This window comes from Pseudomonas sp. LBUM1660 (assembly GCF_059695935.1).
This window is the reverse complement of the sequence record NZ_CP166795.1, coordinates 1,497,606-1,519,545: the sequence shown is the minus strand read 5'-3', so window position 1 is coordinate 1,519,545 and position 21,940 is coordinate 1,497,606. Positions and strand designations below refer to the sequence as shown.

Here is a 21,940-nt window from a genome sequence, read left to right as displayed (position 1 = left end):
CCGTCAGTCATGAAAATAGAGAAACCTTCGCAGGAAGCATTGGCACGTTCCGGAAAAAGGGTTAAGGTGGCGCCACTGTGCTGCTTGTGTCACTGAGAATCTCTACACGATATGTTGAATTTCGATCCAACCATCTACAAGAATTTTTCCTGCTCTTTGCACTCAGTCTCGGCCAGGGTTCTTCCTGCGTCGCAGTTATCTTTGTTCAAGGAGTTACACCATGTCTAATCGCCAAACTGGTACCGTTAAGTGGTTCAACGATGAAAAAGGCTTCGGCTTCATCACTCCACAATCCGGTGACGACCTGTTCGTTCACTTCAAAGCTATCCAATCCGACGGCTTCAAAAGCCTGAAAGAAGGCCAACAGGTTTCTTTCATCGCTACCCGCGGTCAGAAAGGCATGCAAGCTGAAGAAGTTCAAGTTATCTAACTTGTACTTGCTTTAGTAAAAGGCCCCGCCCTCAAAAGCGGGGCTTTTTTGTGCCTGTGTGTTTTACAGGCACAAAAAAATCGCAGCCAATGGCTGCGATTTTTTTGCGCGCTTACCAGGCTACGCCGAATCCTGCGGTGTACCGGGTCTTGTCCAGATCGGCATCGTCTGTGCCGCTGATGATGTCTCGCTCGGCCTTAAGGTTAAGCGACGCCCAGTCGGTGACCTTGTAGCGCAAGCCCATTTCGGCATCGAGCGCGTACTCGGCAACGCCCGACAACGGCTTGCCCACTTCACCATTCGTGAAGAACTCCACCTTTTTACCAATCAGGTAACGGTTGTAGTCCCACTTCATCGCCAGGGAATAGAAGTTTTCTTTGCCGCCATCAGCGAACTCATAGTCCGTGCGGTTGACCAGCGAACCCAGCGAGAATGCGCCCAGCTCGTCGTCCCAGAACTGGTAACCAGGGCCGGTACCGACAGTGCGCTGGCGGGAGAGGTCTTCAACCTTGTCACGTTTATAGACGGCACGGCCCTGCCAGAACCATTTCTCGGTCAGGAAGCGGTCGAGCGAGTATTCGCCCCGCCAGTTATCAGTGGTGACCACGTCATCCTGGAACTCGCGGTTGTACTCGCCTTCAGCCGTGTGCCGCCATTTGCCGTGACGGGCACTGGTCTTGAAGTCGATGTCGTAGTCGTCGGTGTCTTTTTCCGCACGCTGATAATCCAGCGCCATGTCGACATTGCCCTTCCACACCAGGTCTTCGACCACCGGCTTGGGCTTGAGGATCTGCTGGATACTGGCCAACTCGACCGTCTTGGGCACCTCGCCGTTTTCCAGCGTCACCTTGCCGTCGTCTGCCGCATGCAGCGACTTGGCCTTCTCACCGGTGTAGGCATCCTGCTTGACCAGCAACTCCTGATCACTTTCCAGGGTCTTGACCTGTTTCCAGTCGATCGGGACCGCACCGGCATATTCGGTCTGGATCAGCAATTTACCGCCATCGAACAGCGTGATCTTGCCACTCAGTTTGTCACCGTTCTTCAACCAGACGGTATCAGCGAGCAACGGAGTGGAGGCACTCATGACAGCAAGGCACAGCAGGGTTCTGGACACCATAAGCAAATACAGGCTCAAGTTTGCGAAAAAAAGTCGGCATTATCCCTGAGAATAAGACCCTAGCAAGGACTGACCCGACTATTTCTATTGAGTTCATTTCTCAATTGCGCATCCAGGACTTACTCTACGGACGGTAAAGCGAAATTCTTCAGGAACCACGGACGTGACCGACCCAACCACTGAAACCGAAAGCGCAGCGCAAATCCGACGCACGGCGCTCTACTTGACCCTCGCGCAGGTGCCCAAGGGCAAAGTGGTGAGCTATGGTCAACTCGCCGAACTGGCCGGACTGGGCCGAGCCGCGCGCTGGGTGGGACGCACACTGAGCCAACTGCCCGGCGACACCAAGCTGCCATGGCACCGCGTGCTCGGTGCCGGCGGTCGGATCAGCCTCCCAGTGGGCAGCCCTTCAGGGGATGAGCAGCGCGCGCGATTGCGCTCCGAAGGCGTCAGTATCCTGAACAATCGTGTTGATATTCAGCGCCATGGCTGGCGCCCGGTAGAGCACAGCGGTTAGAGTGCGCGCTTTGTTTCCGTAATTCTTGAGGCAGACTCCAGCCCATGCCCCGTAAAACCTGGCGCGCCGCGCTCGCCGCCTATGCCAGCCCCTCGACGCTTGTGTTGTTGTTGCTTGGTTTCGCCGCCGGCCTGCCCTACATGCTGGTGTTTTCGACGCTTTCCGTCTGGCTGCGTGAGGCCGGTGTGGCCCGCGAAACCATCGGTTATGCAAGCCTGATCGGCTTGGCCTATGCCTTTAAATGGGTCTGGTCCCCGCTGCTCGACCAATGGCGCCTGCCATTTCTCGGCAAGCTCGGTCGACGACGCTCCTGGTTGGTGCTGTCACAGGGGCTGGTGATCCTGGGCTTGATCGGGATGGGTTTCTGCGACCCGCAAAAGCATTTGTCCTGGCTTATCGCCATCGCCGTGGTCGTCGCCTTTGCCTCGGCGACGCAAGACATTGCCGTTGACGCCTATCGCCTGGAAATCGCCGATGACACTCGCCAGGCGGCGCTAGCGGCCAGCTATATGTCCGGCTATCGGATCGCCGCACTGCTGGCGACGGCCGGCGCGCTGTTCTTCGCTGAAGGCTTTGGCTCCACAGGTTTCAATTACCAGCATTCGGCCTGGGCCGGCACCTACGTGCTGTTTGGCGCCCTGATGGTCCCGGCGCTGCTGACTACGCTGTTCATGCGCGAACCACCTGTGCCCCTGCGTACTCAACTTCAAGCCGGCCGCTACAGCTTTATGCATCAACTGATGTCGGTGTTCGTGCTGATCGTGCTGCTGGTGTCCGTGCCAGCCATGTTCACTCAGCTCTACAACACTGATTTCGCCAGCGTGCTGTTCGAAGGCGCGAGCCCGCTCGACCTGCTGCTCGAAGACCGCGCTTTCCTGCGCGCGATCCTCTACACCACACTTACGCTAATGTGCTTGTCAGCCATGGGCCGTCGCGGCCTGGCGCCGGTACTGACGCCGATCAACGACTTCATTCTGCGTTACCGCTGGCAAGCGTTCCTGTTGCTCGGGCTGATTGCGACTTACCGGATGTCCGATACGGTCATGGGTGTGATGGCCAACGTGTTCTACATCGACCAAGGCTTCACCAAGGACCAGATCGCCAGTGTCAGCAAGATCTTCGGCCTGATCATGACCCTGGTCGGCGCCGGCATGGGTGGCCTGCTGATCGTACGTTTCGGCATCCTGCCGATTCTGCTGATCGGCGGCATAACGTCGGCCGGCACCAACCTGCTGTTCTTGATGCTCGCCGACATGGGCGCCAACCTGAACATGCTGATCATGACCATTTCCCTGGATAACTTCAGTTCAGGGCTGGCGACGTCGGCGTTCGTGGCTTACCTGTCGAGCCTGACCAACCTGAAATTCTCCGCCACCCAGTACGCCCTGCTCAGCTCGATCATGCTCCTGCTGCCACGCCTGATCGGCGGTTATTCAGGGGTCATGGTGGAGAAATTCGGTTACCACAACTTCTTCCTGATCACGGCGTTGTTGGGTGTTCCGACCCTGCTGTTGATCGCCCTGCACTGGTTCCAGGAGAGCCGCCGCGCAGGTCCGACGCCGACACCCGAACCGGTGCCGACCCAGGTCGCGGAAGAATCGTAGGATATTTCGCAGAGGGCGCGACGATTCCCGCCCTCGTGCCACACCGCCGACCGCACGCCTGTACGCCAGCGGATCTCGCCCGTACAATGCTCCGTCATTTCTCGTCATCAGCAACCGACAACGGCCAACCATGCGCACCAGTCAATTTTTGCTCGCCACACAGAAAGAAACGCCTTCCGACGCGGTCGTCATCAGCCATCAGCTGATGCTGCGCGCCGGCATGATCCGCAAACTCGCCTCGGGCCTCTACACCTGGCTGCCGATGGGCTTGCGAGTGATGCGCAAGGTCGAAGCCGTCGTTCGTGAAGAAATGAACGCTGCAGGCTCTCTCGAAGTGTTGATGCCGAGTACCCAACCGGCTGAGCTGTGGCAGGAATCCGGGCGCTGGGAAGAATACGGCCCTGAATTGCTGCGCTTCAAGGATCGCCACGGCCGCGATTTCTGCGCCGGCCCGACCCACGAAGAAGTCATCACTGACCTGATGCGCAACGAGTTGAGCAGCTACAAACAGCTGCCGATCAACCTGTACCAGATCCAGACCAAGTTCCGTGACGAAATCCGTCCACGCTTCGGTTTGATGCGCGGTCGCGAGTTCATCATGAAGGACGCTTATTCGTTCCATGCTGATCAGCCTTCGCTGCAGGTCACCTACGACCGCATGCACCAGGCGTACTGCAACGTGTTTACCCGTCTGGGTCTGAAGTTCCGCCCTGTAGAAGCCGACAACGGCTCCATCGGCGGCGCCGGCTCCCACGAATTCCACGTACTGGCCGAATCCGGCGAAGACGATATCGTCTTCAGCAACGGTTCCGACTACGCCGCGAACATCGAGAAAGCCGAAGCCGTACCGCGTGAAACTTCCCGCGCGGCGCCGGCTGAAGAGCTGCGCCTGGTCGACACACCGAACGCCAAGACCATTGCGCAACTGGTCGAAGGCTTCAACCTGCCGATCGAAAAGACCATCAAGACCCTCGTGGTTCACGCCGAAGAGCAAGGCAAGCTGATTGCCCTGATCATCCGTGGCGACCATGAGCTGAACGAAATCAAGGCCGGCAACCAGCCAGGCGTTGCCAGCCCGCTGGTCATGGCTTCCGAAGCCGAACTGCGCGACGCCATTGGCGCCGGCGCCGGTTCCCTCGGCCCGCTGAACCTGCCACTGCCGATCATCATCGACCGTTCCGTCGAGCTGATGAGCGACTTCGGCATCGGTGCGAACATCGACGACAAGCACTACTTCGGCGTGAACTGGGAGCGTGATCTGCCGGTTCCGACCGTTGCCGACCTGCGTAATGTCGTCGCCGGCGACCCAAGCCCTGATGGCAAGGGCACCCTGGAAATCAAGCGCGGCATCGAAGTCGGGCACATTTTCCAGCTGGGCAACAAGTACAGCAAGGCGATGAAGTGCGAAGTGCTGGGCGAGAACGGCAAGCCGGTGACCCTGGAAATGGGTTGCTACGGCATCGGCGTTTCCCGCGTGGTGGCTGCGGCCATCGAGCAGAACAACGACGCTAACGGGATCATCTGGAGCGACACGCTGGCTCCATTCCAGGTCGCTTTGGTGCCATTGCGCTACGAAACCGAACAGGTTCGTGAAGCCACTGACAAGCTGTATGCAGAACTGACTGCCGCCGGCTTCGAAGTGCTGCTGGACGATCGTGACAAGAAAACCAGCCCGGGCATCAAGTTCGCTGACATGGAGCTGATCGGCATTCCTCACCGGATCGTGGTCAGTGACCGCGGCCTCGCCGAAGGCAATCTGGAATACAAGAGCCGTACCGAACCTGAAGCGCAAGCGCTGCCGGTCGATGACGTGCTGTCTTTCCTCCAGGCCCGTATCCGCCGCTGACACCAGATAGAGAAGTCATGTTCAAGCGAAACACCTTAGGCCTCGGTGGTGCCGCCCTGTGCGGCACCCTGCTGGTCAGCGGCTGTGCCAATCACATGTCGCAACGCAGCGAGCACGAGGAGCGTGTCGAGCGCAAATTGCTCGATCACAGCCTGCAGATCGATGTCGGCGAGCCCAAGGTGCTCGAGTTGCCGCAACGTCGGGTCAAAATCCACGAGCAAAAAACGTTCGAAGTCACCGAATTCGAAGTCACGCGTCACTACGATCGCTACACGCCTTACCAACCCTGGCGGGAGGTCTACGAGATCCCGCTGGGCGCAGTAGCGGTGGTGGGCGGTGTCGGTGCGAATGTGGTCAACGTATTCACCCTCGGCAGTCTGCCGGACAGCGTGACCAAGGATTGGCTGAGCTACGGTTTTGCCGGGCTCAACCCTCTCATGAACGTGCAGTCCAACGGTCGCGCGCAGCAAAACCTGGCAGGGATCGATGAGGTCCAGCTCGACAAGCGCACCGAATACTCGAGCCTGCCCTGGAGCGAGCGCCCGGTGGTGGTGAAAGCGGGCAAGGAAACGTTCGAGCTGAGCACCGACAAAAACGGCGTGTTGCGCCTGAACCTGCTGGACAGCCCGTTCGCCGAACATGACATCAATCATCTGAGCCGCCTGTTGATCAGCGTCGAAGACGGCCAGGACGATGTACACAGCGATTCGTCCCTGGCGGTCAGCCGTTCATTGCGCGGCAAGCTGCTCGAAGCCCATGGCCTGATTTATGACGACCTCGAAGACGACGAAGTGAGCCAGTGGGTACACCGGGTCAAACGACTGTCGGAACTGGGTCTTGAAGAAGAAGCCAGCGAGCTGGAACAAAGCCTGATCGAACTGACTCGCAATGACCCTGAGTTGCAGACCGAATTCCTCAAGTCATTGACCAAGGATGCCGGGCGACTGGTGGCGGATCCGGGACCGAATTAAAAGTAAAAGCTTCGCGGGCAAGCCTCGCTCCTACAGCATTGGGTTGAACGCGGTATCGCGCATGACACAAATCCGTAGGAGCGAGGCTTGCCCGCGAAGAGGTCTTAAGATTCAACGCAAAACTACCGCTCAAACAACTCCATCTGCTCAAACCCGCCCCGCAAATCCTCCAGCCGCACGCCAATCCCCAACAACCGCACCGGTTTCCCGCCGCGATTGAACGCCTGGGTCAGCAACAACTGATAACTGCCCAAATCCCGCCCTGCCCCGGCCTGCTCCAGCGTCGTCTGGGTAAAGTCATGGAACTTCACTTTGACGAACGGCTTGCCGGGCCGATAGCTGCTGTCGATCCGCGCCATGCGACCCGCCAGGGTTTCCAGCAACTCCGGTAATTTATCCAGGCAACTGACCAGATCCGGCAGGTCCACGTCGTAAGTGTTTTCAACACTGATCGATTGCCGGCGGCTGTCGTTGTGCACCAACCGCTCATCGATCCCACGGGCCAGGCTCCAGAGTCGCTCGCCGAAGCTGCCGAATTCACGCACCAGCGCCAACTTGTCCCACTCGCGTAAATGCGAGCAATCAACAATGCCGAGCCTGCCCAGCTTGTCAGCGGTCACTTTGCCAACGCCGTGCAACTTGCTGACGGGCAAACCGCTGACAAAGTCCTCGACCTGATCCGGCGTGATCACAAACAAACCGTTGGGTTTCTTCCAGTCACTGGCAATCTTGGCCAGAAACTTGTTCGGCGCCACGCCGGCCGAGACCGTGATGTGCAACTGATTGGAAACTCGACGGCGAATGTCCTGGGCGATGCGCGTGGCGCTGCCACCGAAATGCGCACAGTCCGACACGTCGAGGTAAGCCTCGTCGAGGGAAAGCGGCTCGATCAAGTCGGTGTAATCGCCAAAGATCGTATGAATTTCCTTCGACGCTTCTCTATAGGCGTCCATGCGCGGCTTGACGATGGTCAAGTCCGGACACAGCTTCAGGGCTTGCCCGGAAGACATGGCAGAGCGCACGCCGTAGGCCCGAGCCTCATAGTTGCAAGTGGCGATCACCCCGCGCCGATCCGCCGAACCACCCACCGCCAGAGGTTTACCCGCCAGGCGCGGGTCGTCACGCATCTCGATGGCAGCGTAGAAGCAGTCGCAATCGACGTGGATGATTTTTCGCTGACTCATATAAAAGCGGTGTTCATGGTGAAGAAATGGCGTATTTGCGTGTCGGATCGGCAGTATCTCACTGACACCTGTATATAGCACCAGTAGTCTGAATCTTCTTCCCCACCGGTAGGAAAAGTAACCGGTGAATTTATTTTCTCAATCGAAAAGCACCACCTGATAGAGCTGCAAGCCTTGCCACACCTGCCTCGCAGACGATAACCCTGCCCCACCTTCCCGCTAAGCGATTGAACCAGAACAGGTTTTATCCGAATTGAAGGTTGACAGCCCGGCGATCCTCTGTAGAATGCCGACACACAGACGCGGGATGGAGCAGTCTGGTAGCTCGTCGGGCTCATAACCCGAAGGTCGTCGGTTCAAATCCGGCTCCCGCAACCAAACATCAAAAAAGGCTACTCGAAAGAGTGGCCTTTTTTGTGCGCGTCTATTTTAGGTAGGAAATGAGAAATCGTTCTGATTCCGAAACTTAAGTCTGCCCTGCGACCGTTCGCCGCTTATTCACGCTTATTTGACCCGGTTTCAGATTAACGGTTGACACACCGGCGTATCTCTATAGAATGCCGCCACACAGACGCGGGATGGAGCAGTCTGGTAGCTCGTCGGGCTCATAACCCGAAGGTCGTCGGTTCAAATCCGGCTCCCGCAACCAAACATCAAAAAAGGCTACTCGAAAGAGTGGCCTTTTTTGTATCTGTTGAAAAAGTCCTTTCGCAACAATGACCTGTCACTGTGTAGTGAAGCGTTCGGGATCACCCAGGCTGTGAGTGCAGACTATGCTGAATCGCAGACAGAACCCTCTACGACCCATGACATGCCATCGCCGCTACCCGGTGAGAGGCGTTAATATTTGTGATTATTTTTTTCTACAGGGATTGGTAACTTGGCTGGATACCCCCATCCTGTCGCGCACAATCCAAGAGGTGATTGATGCGCGCCAACTCGTCTGATCCACAAGACACTGTCACAGCGACACAACCGATCAAGGCCGAGCGTTTGCGCTTGCTGGATCTGGTCAGCAAGTACCGTCAGCCCATCGGCCTGGCGGTGACGTTGCTGTTGTTCGCTATCGCGCTGATTGCCTGTCGTCATCTGCTGAGCGAACTCGACCTGTACGCTTTGCATGACTCGATCCTGGAAGTACCGAAGCCGGCATTGCTGGGCGCATTAGGTGCGACCGTGATCGGCTTCATCATTCTGCTCGGATACGAATGGTCGGCCAGCCGCTACGCGGGCGTGACACTGGCGCCGCGCATCCTGGCGCTGGGCGGCTTCACGGCATTTGCCATCGGCAACGCCATCGGCCTTTCGATGCTCTCGGGGGGCTCGGTCCGCTACCGTTTATATGCACGTCATGGCCTAGGCGCTACGGACGTCGCTCAAATGACTCTGTTCGCCAGCCTTTCTCTTGGCTGCGCCTTGCCACCACTGGCCGCCTTGGCGACCCTCAGCAACCTGCCTGCCGCCTCGGCGGCCCTGGGATTGTCCGAGGGTTTGCTGGGGGGCGTTGCCGCGGCGGTTTTGCTGCTGTTCGGCGGATTGGCCATCGGCATCTACCGCCGTCGCCTGCCGGAACAGCCTTCCCCGGACAACCTGCGGGTCAAGGTCGGACGCCGTACCTTGCGCCTCCCCGGCCGTCGCCTGACCTTCCTGCAACTGATCATCACCGCCCTGGACGTGGCCGCCGCCGCGACCGTGCTCTATTTGTTGCTGCCGGAAGCGCCGCCCTTCGGTGCGTTCCTGCTGGTGTACCTGCTGGCCCTGGCCGCCGGCGTGCTCAGCCATGTGCCCGGCGGTGTCGGCGTATTTGAAGCCATCCTGTTGGCCGCCTTCGCCGACACACTCGGCGCCGCTCCATTGGCCGCCGCGCTGCTGCTCTATCGCCTGATCTACGTGGTGCTGCCAATGCTGGTGGCCTGCGTACTGCTCCTGATCAACGAAGGTCAGCGCCTGTTTCAGACACGTCAGTCACTGCGCGCAGCCTCCGGCCTGGCCGCGCCGATTCTGGCGGTACTGGTGTTTCTGTCCGGCGTCGTCCTGCTGTTTTCCGGCGTGACCCCGGAAATCGACACCCGCCTGGAACACATCGGCTTTCTGATTCCTCACCGACTGGTCGACGCCTCGCACTTCGGCGCCAGCCTGGTTGGCGTGCTCTGCCTGCTGCTGGCTCAAGGCCTTCGCCGTCGCCTGTCGGCGGCATGGATGCTGACTACCGTTTTGTTGCTGGTTGGCGCCCTGCTCTCGCTGCTCAAGGGTTTCGACTGGGAAGAAGCCTGCCTGCTGATTCTGACGGCAAGCCTGCTCGGGGTATTCCGGCGCTCGTTCTATCGTCCGAGCCGCCTCACCGAATTGCCATTCTCGCCGCTCTATCTGGTCTCCAGCCTGTGCGTGCTCGGCGCCTCGATCTGGTTGCTGCTGTTTGCGTACCAGGACGTTCCCTACAGCCATCAACTCTGGTGGCAGTTCACCCTCGACGCCGACGCCCCGCGCGGCTTGCGCTCATTGTTGGGCGCCGCCGTTCTGCTGGTGGTCGTGTCGCTGACCTGGCTGCTGCGCACCGCGCGCCCGGTGATCCATCTGCCAACGCCCGATGAACTGGACCGCGCGATAAAGATCCTGATGGCCTCCGCGCAACCGGACGGTGGCCTGGCCCTGACCGGTGACAAGGCGCTGCTGTTTCACCCCAACGACGAGGCGTTCCTGATGTACGCCCGCCGTGGCCGCAGCCTGGTGGCCTTGTATGACCCGATCGGCCCGACCCAGCAACGGGCGGAAATGATCTGGCAGTTCCGCGACCTCTGCGACATCCACCACGCCCGGCCCGTGTTCTATCAAGTGCGCGCCGAGAACCTGCCGTACTACATGGACATCGGCCTGACCGCGATCAAGCTCGGCGAAGAAGCCCGGGTCGATCTGAAACGCTTTGATCTCGACGCCAAGGGCAAAGAGATGAAAGACCTGCGCTACACCTGGAACCGCGGCACTCGCGATGGCCTGTCGCTGGAGATCTTTGAACCGGGCCATGCGCCGATGGACGAGCTCAAGGTGATTTCCGATGCGTGGCTGACGGGCAAGAACGTGCGCGAGAAAGGCTTCTCGCTCGGGCGTTTCAGTGATGATTACATCAAGCATTTCCGCGTCGCGGTGATCCGCTTCGAAGGACGCCCGGTGGCCTTCGCCAACCTGCTCGAGACCTACGGCCATGACCTGGCCAGCCTCGACCTGATGCGCGCGCACCCGGACGCCCCCAAGCTGACCATGGAGTTCATGATGGTCGGCCTGATTCAACATTATAAAAATCATGGATACGCGCGCTTCAGCCTGGGCATGGTGCCGCTGTCGGGGTTGCAACCCCGGCGTGGCGCACCGCTGACCCAGCGTCTGGGCTCGATGGTTTTCCGCCGTGGTGAGCAGCTCTACAACTTCCAAGGCTTGCGCCGCTTCAAAGACAAATTCCAGCCTGACTGGGAACCCCGTTATATGGCCGTGCCCGCCGGACTCGATCCGCTGGTTGCCCTGGCCGATACTGCTGCCCTGATTGCGGGCGGCTTGACTGGATTGGTGAAACGCTGATGATTCAACGCTCCTTGCGGTACGTACTGGGCACGCTGGTCGTGTTGGCCCTGATTCTCGGTGCAGGTTTCTGGTACCTGAAACGCCCGGCCCCCGAGCCTACCCTCGAACAGCTGACACCGGCCGATGGCGCGGCGATGACCCGCGTCATCCCCGGCAACATGCCTCGCGCCCAGGTGCTGGTGGCGGTCAATGAAGACCAGAAACTCAGCGACAAACAACTGATGACCCTGAGCCGCAGCGCTTCGGCACAGATCGTTCAGGTCATTCTGCCAAAAGACTGCCTGCTGCAAAGTCGCGCCCTGCAATCAGGCCTGCGAGAACTCAAAGGCCCGGCGACTCTGGTCAGCGGTATCGGCCCCGGCGCGGTGCTGGCGTGGCGCTGGTTGTCCGAGCAAAAAGACGACAAGGCCCAGGCTATCTCCGTCGACCTGGCCCTGGAAAAACCCGGCTGCACCCACTTGCTGCCGAAAAGCGCCGCTCACGGTCACTGGCTGGTGGCCTGGAACGACAACCCGGACGACACCAGCGCCGGCTTCGTGCGCGACCAAGCCAACGCCGAAACCAGCATCAGCGACTACGACATCAACCTGCCGCAAGTCCTGAACAACGAACTGCGCAAGATCCTGGTCGGCGGCGATAAAGCGGCCGGTGGCTTGCAGATTCCGGTGGTTGAAGTCCCGGCCGGGCAAGCCAAGGACACCGTGACCCTGTTCCTGTCCGGTGACGGCGGCTGGCGTGACCTGGACCGCGACGTCGCCGGCGAGATGGCGAAGATCGGCTACCCGGTGGTCGGTATCGACACCTTGCGCTACTACTGGCAGCACAAGAGCCCGGAGCAAAGCGCCCTGGATCTGGCCGAACTGATGCAGCACTACCGGCAGAAATGGGGCACCAAGCGCTTCATCCTGACCGGCTACTCGTTCGGTGCCGACGTCCTGCCGGCGATCTACAACCGCCTGGAACCCGCAGAACAGCAACGCGTCGACGCAATCATCCTGCTCGCCTTCGCCCGCACCGGCAGCTTCGAAATAGAAGTCGAAGGCTGGCTCGGCAACGCCGGCAAAGAAGCCGCCACCGGCCCGGAAATGGCCAAGCTGCCGCCGGAGAAAGTGGTGTGCATCTACGGTGAAGAAGAAGTCGATGAGAGTGGCTGTACTGACAAGACCGCCGTGGGCGAAGCGATGAAACTGCCTGGTGGGCATCACTTCGACGAAAACTACCCGGCGCTGGCAAAGCGGTTGGTGGACATCATCGAGAAGCGCCAGGCCAAGGGTGAGACGGCTCAGGAGTGATCTGAGGCCCCGCCCACGAAAAAGCCCCCGCAGCTGTTTGGTTGCGGGGGCTTTTTTACATGCGACATGAAGCGCTTCTAGCTAGCCGGACTTTATGTCGAATTCAACTCAGATTCCATTTCCCAAATCGTTTTTCTTCTTGGGCGTGCAGGCTGGCGATCTTAAGCAAAAGCAAAACGTCTTGACTCTTCATCAAGCTAGAAACTCCAAGTGTCCACATTCCATAAAACGTGGACACTTTTTTCTTTGAAAAAATCGAGCCGTCAAGACCTTTCGATAGGTCCTGACCTCGCGACCAGCCCGGACAAAGACCAATCTGAAGAAAAACTGCCTGAAAGCAAGCAATACCGTAGTTCGCCTATAAGAGCGAGCTTGCTCGCGATAGCGGACTGATATTCGCTATTGGTGTTGCCTGACAGACCGCTATCGCGAGCAGGCTCACTCCCACGAGATGGTCAGTGGTTTCAAGTGATCGGACACAAAAAAGCCCCCGCTACCTTCACGGCAACGGGGGCTTCCTACTTATAGGCGACGCTCTGCGGCGTCATAGACCTCTTCGTCACGTCGGGCCCCGACTGCGACAATCAACACTTGAATGGCCTTACCATCGACTCGATAAACAATCCGCGTATCGCCGGTGCGAATCCGTCTGCAGCCCGCGAAGCTGGCTCTTAGGGGGTTGCCACTCTTGTCCGGCTCACCGTTGATAATCCGCTCTTCGATAACATCAAGAATGCGATTCGCCGCTACAGCTCCCAGCAGATCCAGATCCTTCTGAACCTCCGGATGATAGATAACGCCCCAAACCATCCACAGCTCCTTTAGTCTTTCCTGGCGTACCGTGCCCGCATATCGTCGTGACTAACTCCCTTGGCCTGATCAAACCCGATCAGTCGCTCCCGGACAGCAGCTTCAATGCGAAGATCCTCAAGCTCGTCGAGCATTTCCTGATACGCCTCGACATTGATAATGACCGCCGCTGGCTGATTGTCTTTGAAAATGACCAGTCGTTCGGTGGCTCGGCTGGAGATTTCCTTAAGCCTCGCGCTGAACCCCCTGACCATCGCTGTCACCGATATCGCTTGGTCAGCACGCTCTAATAATGCCGTCATACTCACCTCTCTACCTACTCGTGCAAATTTGAACACACAGTTCTACGCAGAGTATTGCGTTGAATTCGGCATACAGCAAGCTGCAATAAAACGCGAATCTGACGAGCTGCGTTTTTTCTCACTCACTGAGCATGTTTAGTTTTGTTTACTCAAGGTGTCGCAATATCGGATGACGCCCGCAGACCTTGTAGGCAAACTCCGAATCTCGTGTTTGGGCACTTTGCCGCCTTGTTGCGCTTTTCTTCGACGGGATACTCTCCGGACGTCGCTGACCTTTCAGCGATCGGGCTTGGAAACCCGACGAGCGTACAGCAACAACGTGCCCAACATGACCGCAGGCCTTTACGGCTGCAATCTATTGTCATGGCGGTTGTGCGTGGGACGTCTTCGGACGTGCCGGTTTCCTAGGCTCCCGGTTTTCCAACCTGCGCACAGCTGCCACCCATTCGCTTGGAAACGAACGTGGCAGCTCCTCAAGCTTAGGAAATAGACATGACTAAAATTGATGCTTCCACGATTTCAGAATTAAAAACCATAGGCTACACCCCACTCATCTACTGCTCCGACCAGGCGTTGTTCAACGTCCGCGCCGGTGTCCCCATCGTTGATGCCTTGTCACAAGCCTCTGACCTGCTGTTCCTCGGCAAATCATTCGCCGAGGATGCCGCCTCGCAAGAGACACCGACCGCCACGCCTGGGCCGCGCATTACCTGACGGCGATGGGCAAGGCGGTGATTGATGATGTGGTGAAGGTGCTGACGCCGCGACCGGCTCGGACGAAGACTGAATCTGAAGAAGAGCTGCACGAAAGCAGATAACACCGCAAATCCTCTGTAGGAGCGAGCCTGCTCGCGAAGCGTTGTGTCAGTTGATACTTGCATCGGCTGATACACCGCCATCGCGAGCAGGCTCGCTCCTACAGGGGTTCATCGCCCGCCTCTGAATCCTGGGCACAAAAAAGCCCCCGCTGCCGCACTGGCAACGGGGGCTTTTTGCTGTGGCTTACATCTCGACCTGTGTACCCAGCTCAATCACCCTATTCAGCGGCAAATTGAAGAAGCGCAAATTGCCGTTGGCATTCTTCAACATGAAGGCGAACAGCGCCTCGCGCCAGCGGGCCATGCCTTCGAGTTTGGAGGCGATTACCGTCTCGCGACTGAGGAAGTAGGTGGTACGCATCGGACTGAAGTCCAGGTCATCGAGATGGCACAACTTCAGTGCTTGCGGCACGTCCGGCTCGTCGACGAAGCCAAAGTGCAGAATCACCCGGAAGAAACCTTCGCCGTAGGAATCGACCTCAACGCGTCGTGTCGGCGGTACCCGCGGGATGTCTTCGTACACCACCGTCAACAGCACCACTTGCTCGTGCAGCACCTGGTTATGCAGCAAGTTGTGCAACAACGCATGAGGCACGGCGTCCGGGCGCGCGGTGAGGAACACCGCGGTGCCCTGGACGCGATGCGGCGGTTGCACACGAATACTGCTGATGAAGATCGGCAGCGGCAGCCCGCCCTCGTCCATGCGCTCCACCAGCAGCTGCTTGCCGCGTTTCCAGGTGGTCATCAGCACAAACAGCACGATACCGGCGATCACCGGGAACGCCCCGCCCTGAATGATTTTCGGCACGTTGGCAGCGAAGTACAGACTGTCCACCAAGAGGAATCCAAGCAACAGCGGAACCGCGAGGACCGGAGGCCATTTCCACAGCAGCAATATCACCGCCGACACCAGGATGGTGGTCATCAGCATCGTGCCCGTCACGGCCACGCCGTAAGCCGCAGCCAGCGCGCTGGAGGACTCGAAGCCCAGCACCAACAGGATGACGCCGACCATCAGCGCCCAGTTCACCGCGCCGATGTAGATCTGGCCTTGTTCGGCACTGGAGGTGTGCTGAATGTGCATGCGCGGTATGTAACCGAGCTGAATCGCCTGACGAGTCAGGGAGAACGCACCGGAAATCACCGCCTGAGAAGCAATGACCGTGGCCAGGGTCGACAACACCACCAACGGAATCAGCGCCCAGCTCGGAGCCAATAAGTAGAACGGGTTGCGAGCGGCTTCCGGATCACCGAGCAGCAACGCGCCTTGGCCGAAGTAGTTCAGCACCAGCGCCGGCAGAACAAGGATGAACCAGGCGCGTGCGATCGGCTTGCGACCGAAGTGGCCCATGTCGGCGTACAGCGCTTCGGCACCGGTCAGCGCCAGCACCACCGCGCCAAGAATCGCCACGCCCATGCCCGGGTGAACGATGAAGAAACGCACGCCCCAGATCGGGTTCATCGCTTGCAACACTTCCGGGTGCTGCATGATGCCGTAGACACCCAGCGCCCCCAGCACGACAAACCAGGTCACCATGATCGGCCCGAACAGAATGCCGATCCGCGCGGTGCCGTGACGTTGAATCAGGAACAGCGCCACCAGCACGACCAACGACAGCGGCACCACCCAATGGTCGATGCCGTCAAACGCCAGCCCCAGCCCCTCAATCGCCGAAAGAACGGAAATCGCAGGAGTGATCATGCTGTCGCCATAGAACAGCGCCGCGCCGATCAGCCCGCAGACCACCAGCAACGTGCGCAACTTCGGATGCCCGGCCGCAGCCCGCCGAGCGAGGGCGGTCAAAGCCATGATCCCACCTTCGCCCTGGTTGTCGGCACGCAGCACGAACAGCACGTATTTGATTGAAACGACCCAAATCAGCGACCAGAAAATCAGCGCCAGAATCCCGAAGACTCCGTCATGATTGACCGGTACCCCATAGTGGCCGGAGAACACCTCTTTAAGGGTGTACAGCGGGCTCGTGCCGATATCGCCGTAAACCACCCCGACCGCCGCGACCAGCATGCCGATCGGCTTTGCCGCCGAATGCTCGGCACCCGCTGCCTGACTACTTGCCTGCCCCATCCAATACTCCTACTACCCTGACCCGGACTTCTTATAAGAAGCACTATGCTTTGCCGTGCAGCATGCGCTGTTTCACATGACGTTACAGACGTTTCATTGACTGTAAAAATTCGGTAAAGCGTAACGGCGCGAAGCATAGCGCAGCACTCGTCGTATTTCCCTGCATAAAGCTGGTCAAGTGCGCGTCTCATCGCTAGAATTGCGCACTTTTTGACCAGAGGCGCAACATAGCGCCCGTCTGTCGCCTTGCCGTCTTCGGCTGGAGGCGTCCCAAATACCGAGGTTAGACATGTCCACCACTCCTGCGCCGGCCAATCCAAAGGTTGGCTTTGTATCTCTGGGTTGCCCTTACGATGCTTTATCTATACTAAAAATCTGACTTCGCCTTTCTCCTACCACTCGTCCCCCAAACGCTGAGAATCACAAGCGAATACAAGTGACAGCTTGTACAAAACCGAATAACTCCCTATCATCCGAACTACGCCAATGACGCACAGCAGGGATTGCATGATCTTCATCGAAACCCCAGTTTTTACCTCCGATCTCAAGGAGCACTTGGACGATGAAGAATACCGAGCTTTGCAAGCTTATCTGGCTGAGCACCCGGAAGCTGGTTCCCTCCTAGAGGAGACCGGTGGTCTCAGAAAGATCCGCTGGGCAGCCAAGGGCAAAGGCAAGAGTGGGGGCGTTCGAGTGATCTATTACCATGTCACCGCAGCCCACCAGATCCGAATGATTCTGATCTATCGCAAGGGGATTATGGATACCTTGACCAGTAGTCAGAAAGCGCAGCTTCGCGCACTTAATAAAGGGTGGAAATAATGGAAAAGAATCTCTTCGATCGTCTTGTGGAAAGCATGACTCAGATGGATGAGATCGATCGCGGTGAGCGTCAGCCATCGCGGGAGTTCCACGTAGACGCGGTTCAAGTCAAAAAGATACGTCAGGCCACTGGCCTTTCTCAGGCTACGTTCGCCAAACGTATCGACGTAGCGGTAGGGACCCTAAGAAATTGGGAACAGGGTCGTCGTGAGCCTGAAGGTCCAGCTCGTGCCTTGCTTCGAGCGATTCATAATGATCCAAAGCATGTACTTGCTGCATTGAGCTAAATACTTCAAAGCCCGCACAGCGGGCTTTTTTAGGCTCGCAGTTTGGAGAAAATACTCAGCTAACCCATATCAAAAAAGGCCGCCCAAGGCCGCTGGTTCCCAGTTCATTATGACCAGCTCGCCGCTGAGATCAGCCTTCCCCTCTCGCTGGTTACCGTTGCTGTAGCGAATGCTCAAAGTCTCAAAATGAAACCCATCAAAAACCGCACGAATGTCCGGGTGGTCGTTGATGCTGACCATCACCTTCCCCTTGCATCGCCGCATGAAATCGGCCATTCGCTCGTACTCCGCAAACGGAAAGTCATTCCCGTACCCAGCGGTCTGCCAGTATGGCGGGTCCATATAGAAGAACGTGTGCGCTCGGTCGTAGCGTTCAGCACAATCGAGCCAGGACAAATTTTCCACGTATGTACCGGCAAGACGTTGCCAGGCGGCGGACAGGTTTTCCTCGATGCGCAGTAGATTGATGGCAGGCCCCGTCGTGGCGGTGCCGAACGTCTGGCCCGTCACCTTGCCTCCGAAGGCATGCTGCTGCAGGTAGAAAAACCGAGCGGCTCGCTGAATGTCAGTCAACGTCTCGGGGCGTGTCATCTTCTGCCATTCAAAAATCTGGCGTGAGCTGAGTGCCCATTTGAATTGCCTGACGAACTCCTCAAGGTGGTTCTGGACTACGCGGTAGAGCGTGACCAGGTCGCCGTTAAAGTCGTTCAGCACCTCCACAGGGGCAGGCTGAGGACGGAGAAAGAACAACGCAGCGCCCCCAGCGAAGGCTTCGACATAGCAATCGTGCGGGGGAAAGAGAGGAATTAAGCGATCGGCGAGACGGCGTTTGCCGCCCATCCACGGAATGATAGGTGCAGACATCAAGACAGTACCTTACTGTATAAATAAACAGTGCCATCATACTGCATTCATCCTGAGGATCCAGGCTCTATCCCGAATCGCGGGCACTACGACACTGTGCAATGCGCATCCGTCTGCACAAAGCGCTGAAAGCCGCGTCTCGTTTGATTTACGAGTGTGGAGCGAATCACGTTGACTTGCTCCTGGTGAGTCAGAGTAGAGAGCAGTGTGAATTTTAAAATCTGCCCTATTTTAAGGTTTTTCAGTTTTCCGCCCAATGAAACCGGGCACTTTAACGACACTCCCTCCGTGACCTCCCCTTACACCGATGTGCGAACGCGCTGCATTTTCCTTCAAAACTTTGCACTTTGTGAAAATAACCATCGCCCGCCGAGCCCCACGGACAGCCTGGGCTGCAGACTCGTTTGCACAACATCCGGATTTGCACAAAAAACGGACGCAAAGCCCGTCGGCGGGAGGGGGATAAGTGCTTTTTCCTGGGTTTTTTTCTTCGTCCGACATTTTTCTCCGCGGCACTCATCCGTCGCTCTGGTCGGCTTTTCATTGGACAGACGTAGCCCAAACATCCCCCATTGATATACTGTGTATACGTACAGTATTTAAAGAGCTAATGAGGGCATGCGTGATGAACCAGGAACACGTTGAAGTACCGGGTGATAAGTCCAGCGCGATCGCGTTGTGGGAAGTAATGCTGCGGGACGACGTCGCGTTGCTCGATCACCCCGGCGCTCACCATAAAGCTCTTCTGACTCAGGCACACGCTCTGCACCGTTCCCATGTGATTGATCGGGATGATCTTAGCGATCTCTTGGAGCAGGCCGACGGGGCCCTGGCTTATGCGGTGGAAGCCTTGCTTGACCGTCAAAGTGGTGAGTAGATAGGGGGCATCATGCATATGCTTGTAACCCCTATGCGGCGCAATGGCATTGCGCTCACGTCTCAGGACCGGCGGCGCTATCCTCCGATCAGAGGGAACGTAATGGTAAATTCAGAGAACTGCCATGAGCTCGGTCGGAGCGCGAATGTCGCTCGCGTAGTTGTGGGGATGCCTAAAGACCCAAATCCGTTGCCCCTGCTGTTGGATGCAACACTGGCAGGAATGGCTGTCACCGGTTTTGTTTTGAGCGGCATCGAATACATCGACGGTTGCGCGTACGCTCAGTCTTGGTGGTGTCGTCTAGAATGAGGAAGCGAGATCGATGATATCTGTGAAAATTAAAGCGACGTACTCTATTAGCAACAAGGTCGAAAAATGCTCTTAGCCAAAAGTTGCAAAGCGGCACATCATGCAAGCAAAGGGACGATTCAGCTCGGTACGCTGCATCACTACAGGACAATCGAGAATGCGGCTTTAGTTGATCAGGAGGAAGGAGTTCTCAGATTCAATCTTTTATTCGAAGAGGAGATAACGCTCCCAACAAAAATCATCAACACCCTCTATGGGACCACAATGCAATTTGGTGAACACCCAGTCGAGCATTACCCAGGATATTCAAGCGCTAAATTTGATCTTTCCGCTGTGACGCAGTGTGGTGACTACGTAACCATCGGCAAGTCAAAAGCACTAATAAAACGGGAGTCGTTGAACAGTTTTATTTTTTGTCTTTCTCATATATCAGACATTAAAGAATGTGCCGAGATATTCCCCCACTATGAAGATAATTGGCACATCGCCCTTGCTAAGGCAAACGAATTTTCCACCATCGTAGCAGGCCTACTGATCGAAAAAATCCACAAAACTCGGTATGAAGGACCGCCAATTATTCCAATTGACACGCCCCTGAAAAACCTCACAATACATATTAGATTTGGCTTGGTCACTTATATAGATAGGCAAATCACAGTTACCAAAGCCAAGGAAATCGAATTCGAAAAATTCACTCAAAGAATACGAAATATGGAATTCGTTAAACCTAAAGACCCTTACGAACCTGAAAAAGAATTCAGATTCCAATTCACTATACTGGACGGCAGACGAATAGTTGAACCATGCGTAAAAACGGTTCTGCTTGAGACTAAACGCTTTATGCATCTAGTCAGATAATTTATGAGCGCTGACAAAAAAAAACCGCTCGATCCTAATCCTTTACCTCGTCACCTCGACGCGACATTGACAATGGCGGTTATCGGTTTTGTTTCGAGTGGCACTGATAGATGTGTCTTCGTACAATCTAGTATTGATTATCACTGTTAAAGAGAGGGTCACTGCCCCCTCTTGAGACATCCCTACAATGGCTCTAATCGTTTGTCCAAGGTGGAAAAATGCTGCGACAGGAATTTAGCTTTAGCTATAAACTGCTCGATTACAGCAGCTTCATTACTAATTACCTCTTGCGCCCTTTCTAATGCATCTTGCGCATAGTGTTTTCTAAAAATCGCAACGGCGCCAGCATCGACCGAAAGTTCAACCAGCAAGTTTCTCAGCGACGTCAAACTCTCTCCGCGAGGCTGCTTACTTAAAAAGACATCAAGGACAGAATAAAGCTCTTTCCTTCTCCCCAACCTATGAAGACACTGAATTTTGAATTTCAAATGCAGAAACGCTGTATCATTCGAACTTCCATACGAAAGATACTTTCTGATAGTGGTTAAACATTTTTTATACTGATCCGAATTAAACAAATACAAAACTTGCGCAATAGAGCCTTGTTGCTCGGATAGAGCCGCGCCATCAAAAATACATTTCTGCAACTCCATGAATGACTTGTATAAAATCTCTAAAGGTCCATCCATATACGTTAACGATGATACGGCGGGCCTAAAAACTTGGTTAATCGGGTTACTCGGGTTACTCGAAAGCAGATCACCTCTGAAGTCAAACCGCTTTAGTTCTTGCCTAATTCTTTCCAACAGCAAGACTTCTTTTGCATTTGCAAAATGACTAAGCTGTAACGCTTTCGAGATTAAGACAAGCGCCTCATCAGCGTCTTTTTCAAGATAGCTGCCGATCGGGACAAGAAATGGTGCAGCAACTGGATCATACAAGTAGTGATTATTAAGACACTTATTTTGCAAGCCAATACGAATATCATAATTAAGTAATTTCCCACCTACTATCTTCCGCTGATAAAACCCCGTCGTCATAAAAGGCCCCTGACTCATCACACTGTCAATCATGACGAACAACTTCCCTCTTAATTGCAACAAATCAAGGTCGAAAACAGGCCTCAGCTTTTTTCTTCGCCGGATATAAGGCAACCAATTAAAAACAATCCAAAAAATATACGCCGCAGCAATGGACAGAAAAAGTTGATAAAAGAATATGCTACCTTTCGCCCAATCGTGGACGAAATGATAATCGTCTACCACTACATCAGTTACCGACTGCCAAATGTGGTGGATAAATACTGACAGCTCATTCATTCCCTCCATCAAAACTATATCTCCTGAATATGCTGGGCACTAAACGTCAAT

At 56.3% G+C, this 21,940-nt stretch carries 19 protein-coding genes, 2 tRNA genes and 1 pseudogene; 15 read left to right on the top strand and 7 right to left on the bottom strand.

What is annotated here, in order from left to right; translation table 11 throughout:
• The first annotated feature begins 220 nt into the window (after nt 1–220).
• On the top strand, nt 221–430 hold the full coding sequence (locus ACA068_RS07135) for a cold-shock protein (RefSeq protein ID WP_002554837.1): 210 nt from the start codon (nt 221–223) through the stop codon (nt 428–430).
• A 112-nt stretch (nt 431–542) separates the two neighbouring features.
• On the opposite strand, the gene ACA068_RS07130 is transcribed toward ACA068_RS07135, so the two are convergent.
• The gene (locus ACA068_RS07130; RefSeq protein WP_497308695.1) at nt 543–1,550 is read right to left on the bottom strand and encodes a DUF481 domain-containing protein; all 1,008 of its coding nucleotides are present in this window, start codon (nt 1,548–1,550) and stop codon (nt 543–545) included.
• A gap of 163 nt (nt 1,551–1,713) precedes the next feature.
• Here ACA068_RS07130 and ACA068_RS07125 point away from each other — a divergent pair, with 163 nt between their 5' ends.
• The 4 genes from ACA068_RS07125 (at nt 1,714) to ACA068_RS07110 (ending at nt 6,488) form a co-directional block, all read left to right on the top strand.
• Nucleotides 1,714–2,067, top strand: a complete 354-nt coding sequence (locus ACA068_RS07125) for an MGMT family protein (protein WP_497308693.1) — start codon at nt 1,714–1,716, stop codon at nt 2,065–2,067.
• Between the two features lie 44 nt (nt 2,068–2,111).
• On the top strand, nt 2,112–3,671 hold the full coding sequence (locus tag ACA068_RS07120; protein ID WP_497308691.1) for an AmpG family muropeptide MFS transporter: 1,560 nt from the start codon (nt 2,112–2,114) through the stop codon (nt 3,669–3,671).
• 130 nt (nt 3,672–3,801) lie between these two features.
• Nucleotides 3,802–5,517, top strand: coding sequence for a proline--tRNA ligase (locus ACA068_RS07115; RefSeq protein ID WP_497308689.1), 1,716 nt, complete (start codon nt 3,802–3,804; stop codon nt 5,515–5,517).
• Between the two features lie 17 nt (nt 5,518–5,534).
• Nucleotides 5,535–6,488: a hypothetical protein gene (locus tag ACA068_RS07110; RefSeq protein ID WP_497308687.1), complete on the top strand. Its 954-nt coding sequence runs from the start codon at nt 5,535–5,537 to the stop codon at nt 6,486–6,488.
• Between the two features lie 122 nt (nt 6,489–6,610).
• On the opposite strand, the gene dinB is transcribed toward ACA068_RS07110, so the two are convergent.
• Nucleotides 6,611–7,672: a DNA polymerase IV gene (dinB, locus tag ACA068_RS07105; protein WP_497308685.1), complete on the bottom strand. Its 1,062-nt coding sequence runs from the start codon at nt 7,670–7,672 to the stop codon at nt 6,611–6,613.
• A gap of 301 nt (nt 7,673–7,973) precedes the next feature.
• Between dinB and ACA068_RS07100 the strand changes: the two genes are divergently transcribed.
• From ACA068_RS07100 to ACA068_RS07085, 4 genes are all read left to right on the top strand, one after another.
• A tRNA-Met gene (locus ACA068_RS07100) sits at nt 7,974–8,050 on the top strand.
• A 194-nt stretch (nt 8,051–8,244) separates the two neighbouring features.
• Nucleotides 8,245–8,321, top strand: a tRNA-Met gene (locus ACA068_RS07095).
• Nucleotides 8,322–8,599: 278 nt separating this feature from the next.
• Complete coding sequence (mprF, locus tag ACA068_RS07090; protein WP_497308683.1) at nt 8,600–11,242, top strand: bifunctional lysylphosphatidylglycerol flippase/synthetase MprF; 2,643 nt, start codon at nt 8,600–8,602, stop codon at nt 11,240–11,242.
• Nucleotides 11,242–12,537 carry a virulence factor family protein gene (locus ACA068_RS07085; protein ID WP_497308681.1) on the top strand — a complete coding sequence of 432 codons (1,296 nt, stop codon included), beginning with the start codon at nt 11,242–11,244 and terminating at the stop codon, nt 12,535–12,537. The genes mprF and ACA068_RS07085 overlap by 1 nt, the downstream gene beginning before the upstream one ends.
• A 522-nt stretch (nt 12,538–13,059) precedes the next feature.
• On the opposite strand, the gene ACA068_RS07080 is transcribed toward ACA068_RS07085, so the two are convergent.
• Nucleotides 13,060–13,347, bottom strand: coding sequence for a type II toxin-antitoxin system RelE family toxin (locus ACA068_RS07080; RefSeq protein ID WP_497308679.1), 288 nt, complete (start codon nt 13,345–13,347; stop codon nt 13,060–13,062).
• A gap of 11 nt (nt 13,348–13,358) precedes the next feature.
• Complete coding sequence (locus tag ACA068_RS07075) at nt 13,359–13,649, bottom strand: type II toxin-antitoxin system Phd/YefM family antitoxin (protein WP_497308677.1); 291 nt, start codon at nt 13,647–13,649, stop codon at nt 13,359–13,361.
• A gap of 492 nt (nt 13,650–14,141) precedes the next feature.
• Between ACA068_RS07075 and ACA068_RS07070 the strand changes: the two are divergent.
• A pseudogene (locus tag ACA068_RS07070) lies at nt 14,142–14,467 on the top strand (DUF3077 domain-containing protein).
• 184 nt (nt 14,468–14,651) lie between these two features.
• On the opposite strand, the gene ACA068_RS07065 reads toward ACA068_RS07070, so the two are convergent.
• Nucleotides 14,652–16,553 (bottom strand): potassium transporter Kup, encoded by a 1,902-nt coding sequence (locus ACA068_RS07065; RefSeq protein ID WP_497308676.1) that lies wholly within the window; start codon nt 16,551–16,553, stop codon nt 14,652–14,654.
• A 507-nt stretch (nt 16,554–17,060) separates the two neighbouring features.
• On the opposite strand from ACA068_RS07065, the gene ACA068_RS07060 reads away from it, so the two are divergent.
• A complete protein-coding gene (locus ACA068_RS07060) occupies nt 17,061–17,375 on the top strand; it encodes a hypothetical protein (RefSeq protein WP_497308675.1) in 315 nt (104 codons plus the stop codon).
• On the top strand, nt 17,375–17,662 hold the full coding sequence (locus tag ACA068_RS07055) for a helix-turn-helix domain-containing protein (RefSeq protein WP_497308674.1): 288 nt from the start codon (nt 17,375–17,377) through the stop codon (nt 17,660–17,662). The genes ACA068_RS07060 and ACA068_RS07055 overlap by 1 nt, the downstream gene beginning before the upstream one ends.
• A 69-nt stretch (nt 17,663–17,731) precedes the next feature.
• On the opposite strand, the gene ACA068_RS07050 is transcribed toward ACA068_RS07055, so the two are convergent.
• Nucleotides 17,732–18,526, bottom strand: coding sequence for a DNA adenine methylase (locus ACA068_RS07050; RefSeq protein WP_497308673.1), 795 nt, complete (start codon nt 18,524–18,526; stop codon nt 17,732–17,734).
• A gap of 625 nt (nt 18,527–19,151) precedes the next feature.
• Here ACA068_RS07050 and ACA068_RS07045 point away from each other — a divergent pair.
• From ACA068_RS07045 to ACA068_RS07035, 3 genes are all read left to right on the top strand, one after another.
• Entirely contained in the window at nt 19,152–19,403 is a 252-nt protein-coding gene (locus tag ACA068_RS07045; RefSeq protein ID WP_497308672.1) for a hypothetical protein, read from the top strand.
• A 12-nt stretch (nt 19,404–19,415) separates the two neighbouring features.
• Nucleotides 19,416–19,712, top strand: coding sequence for a hypothetical protein (locus ACA068_RS07040; protein ID WP_497308670.1), 297 nt, complete (start codon nt 19,416–19,418; stop codon nt 19,710–19,712).
• A gap of 66 nt (nt 19,713–19,778) precedes the next feature.
• Complete coding sequence (locus ACA068_RS07035; protein ID WP_497308668.1) at nt 19,779–20,570, top strand: hypothetical protein; 792 nt, start codon at nt 19,779–19,781, stop codon at nt 20,568–20,570.
• Nucleotides 20,571–20,752: 182 nt separating this feature from the next.
• Here the strand turns inward: ACA068_RS07035 and ACA068_RS07030 are convergent, their stop codons facing one another.
• Nucleotides 20,753–21,898, bottom strand: a complete 1,146-nt coding sequence (locus tag ACA068_RS07030) for a hypothetical protein (protein ID WP_497308666.1) — start codon at nt 21,896–21,898, stop codon at nt 20,753–20,755.
• Between the last annotated feature and the right edge of the window lie 42 nt (nt 21,899–21,940).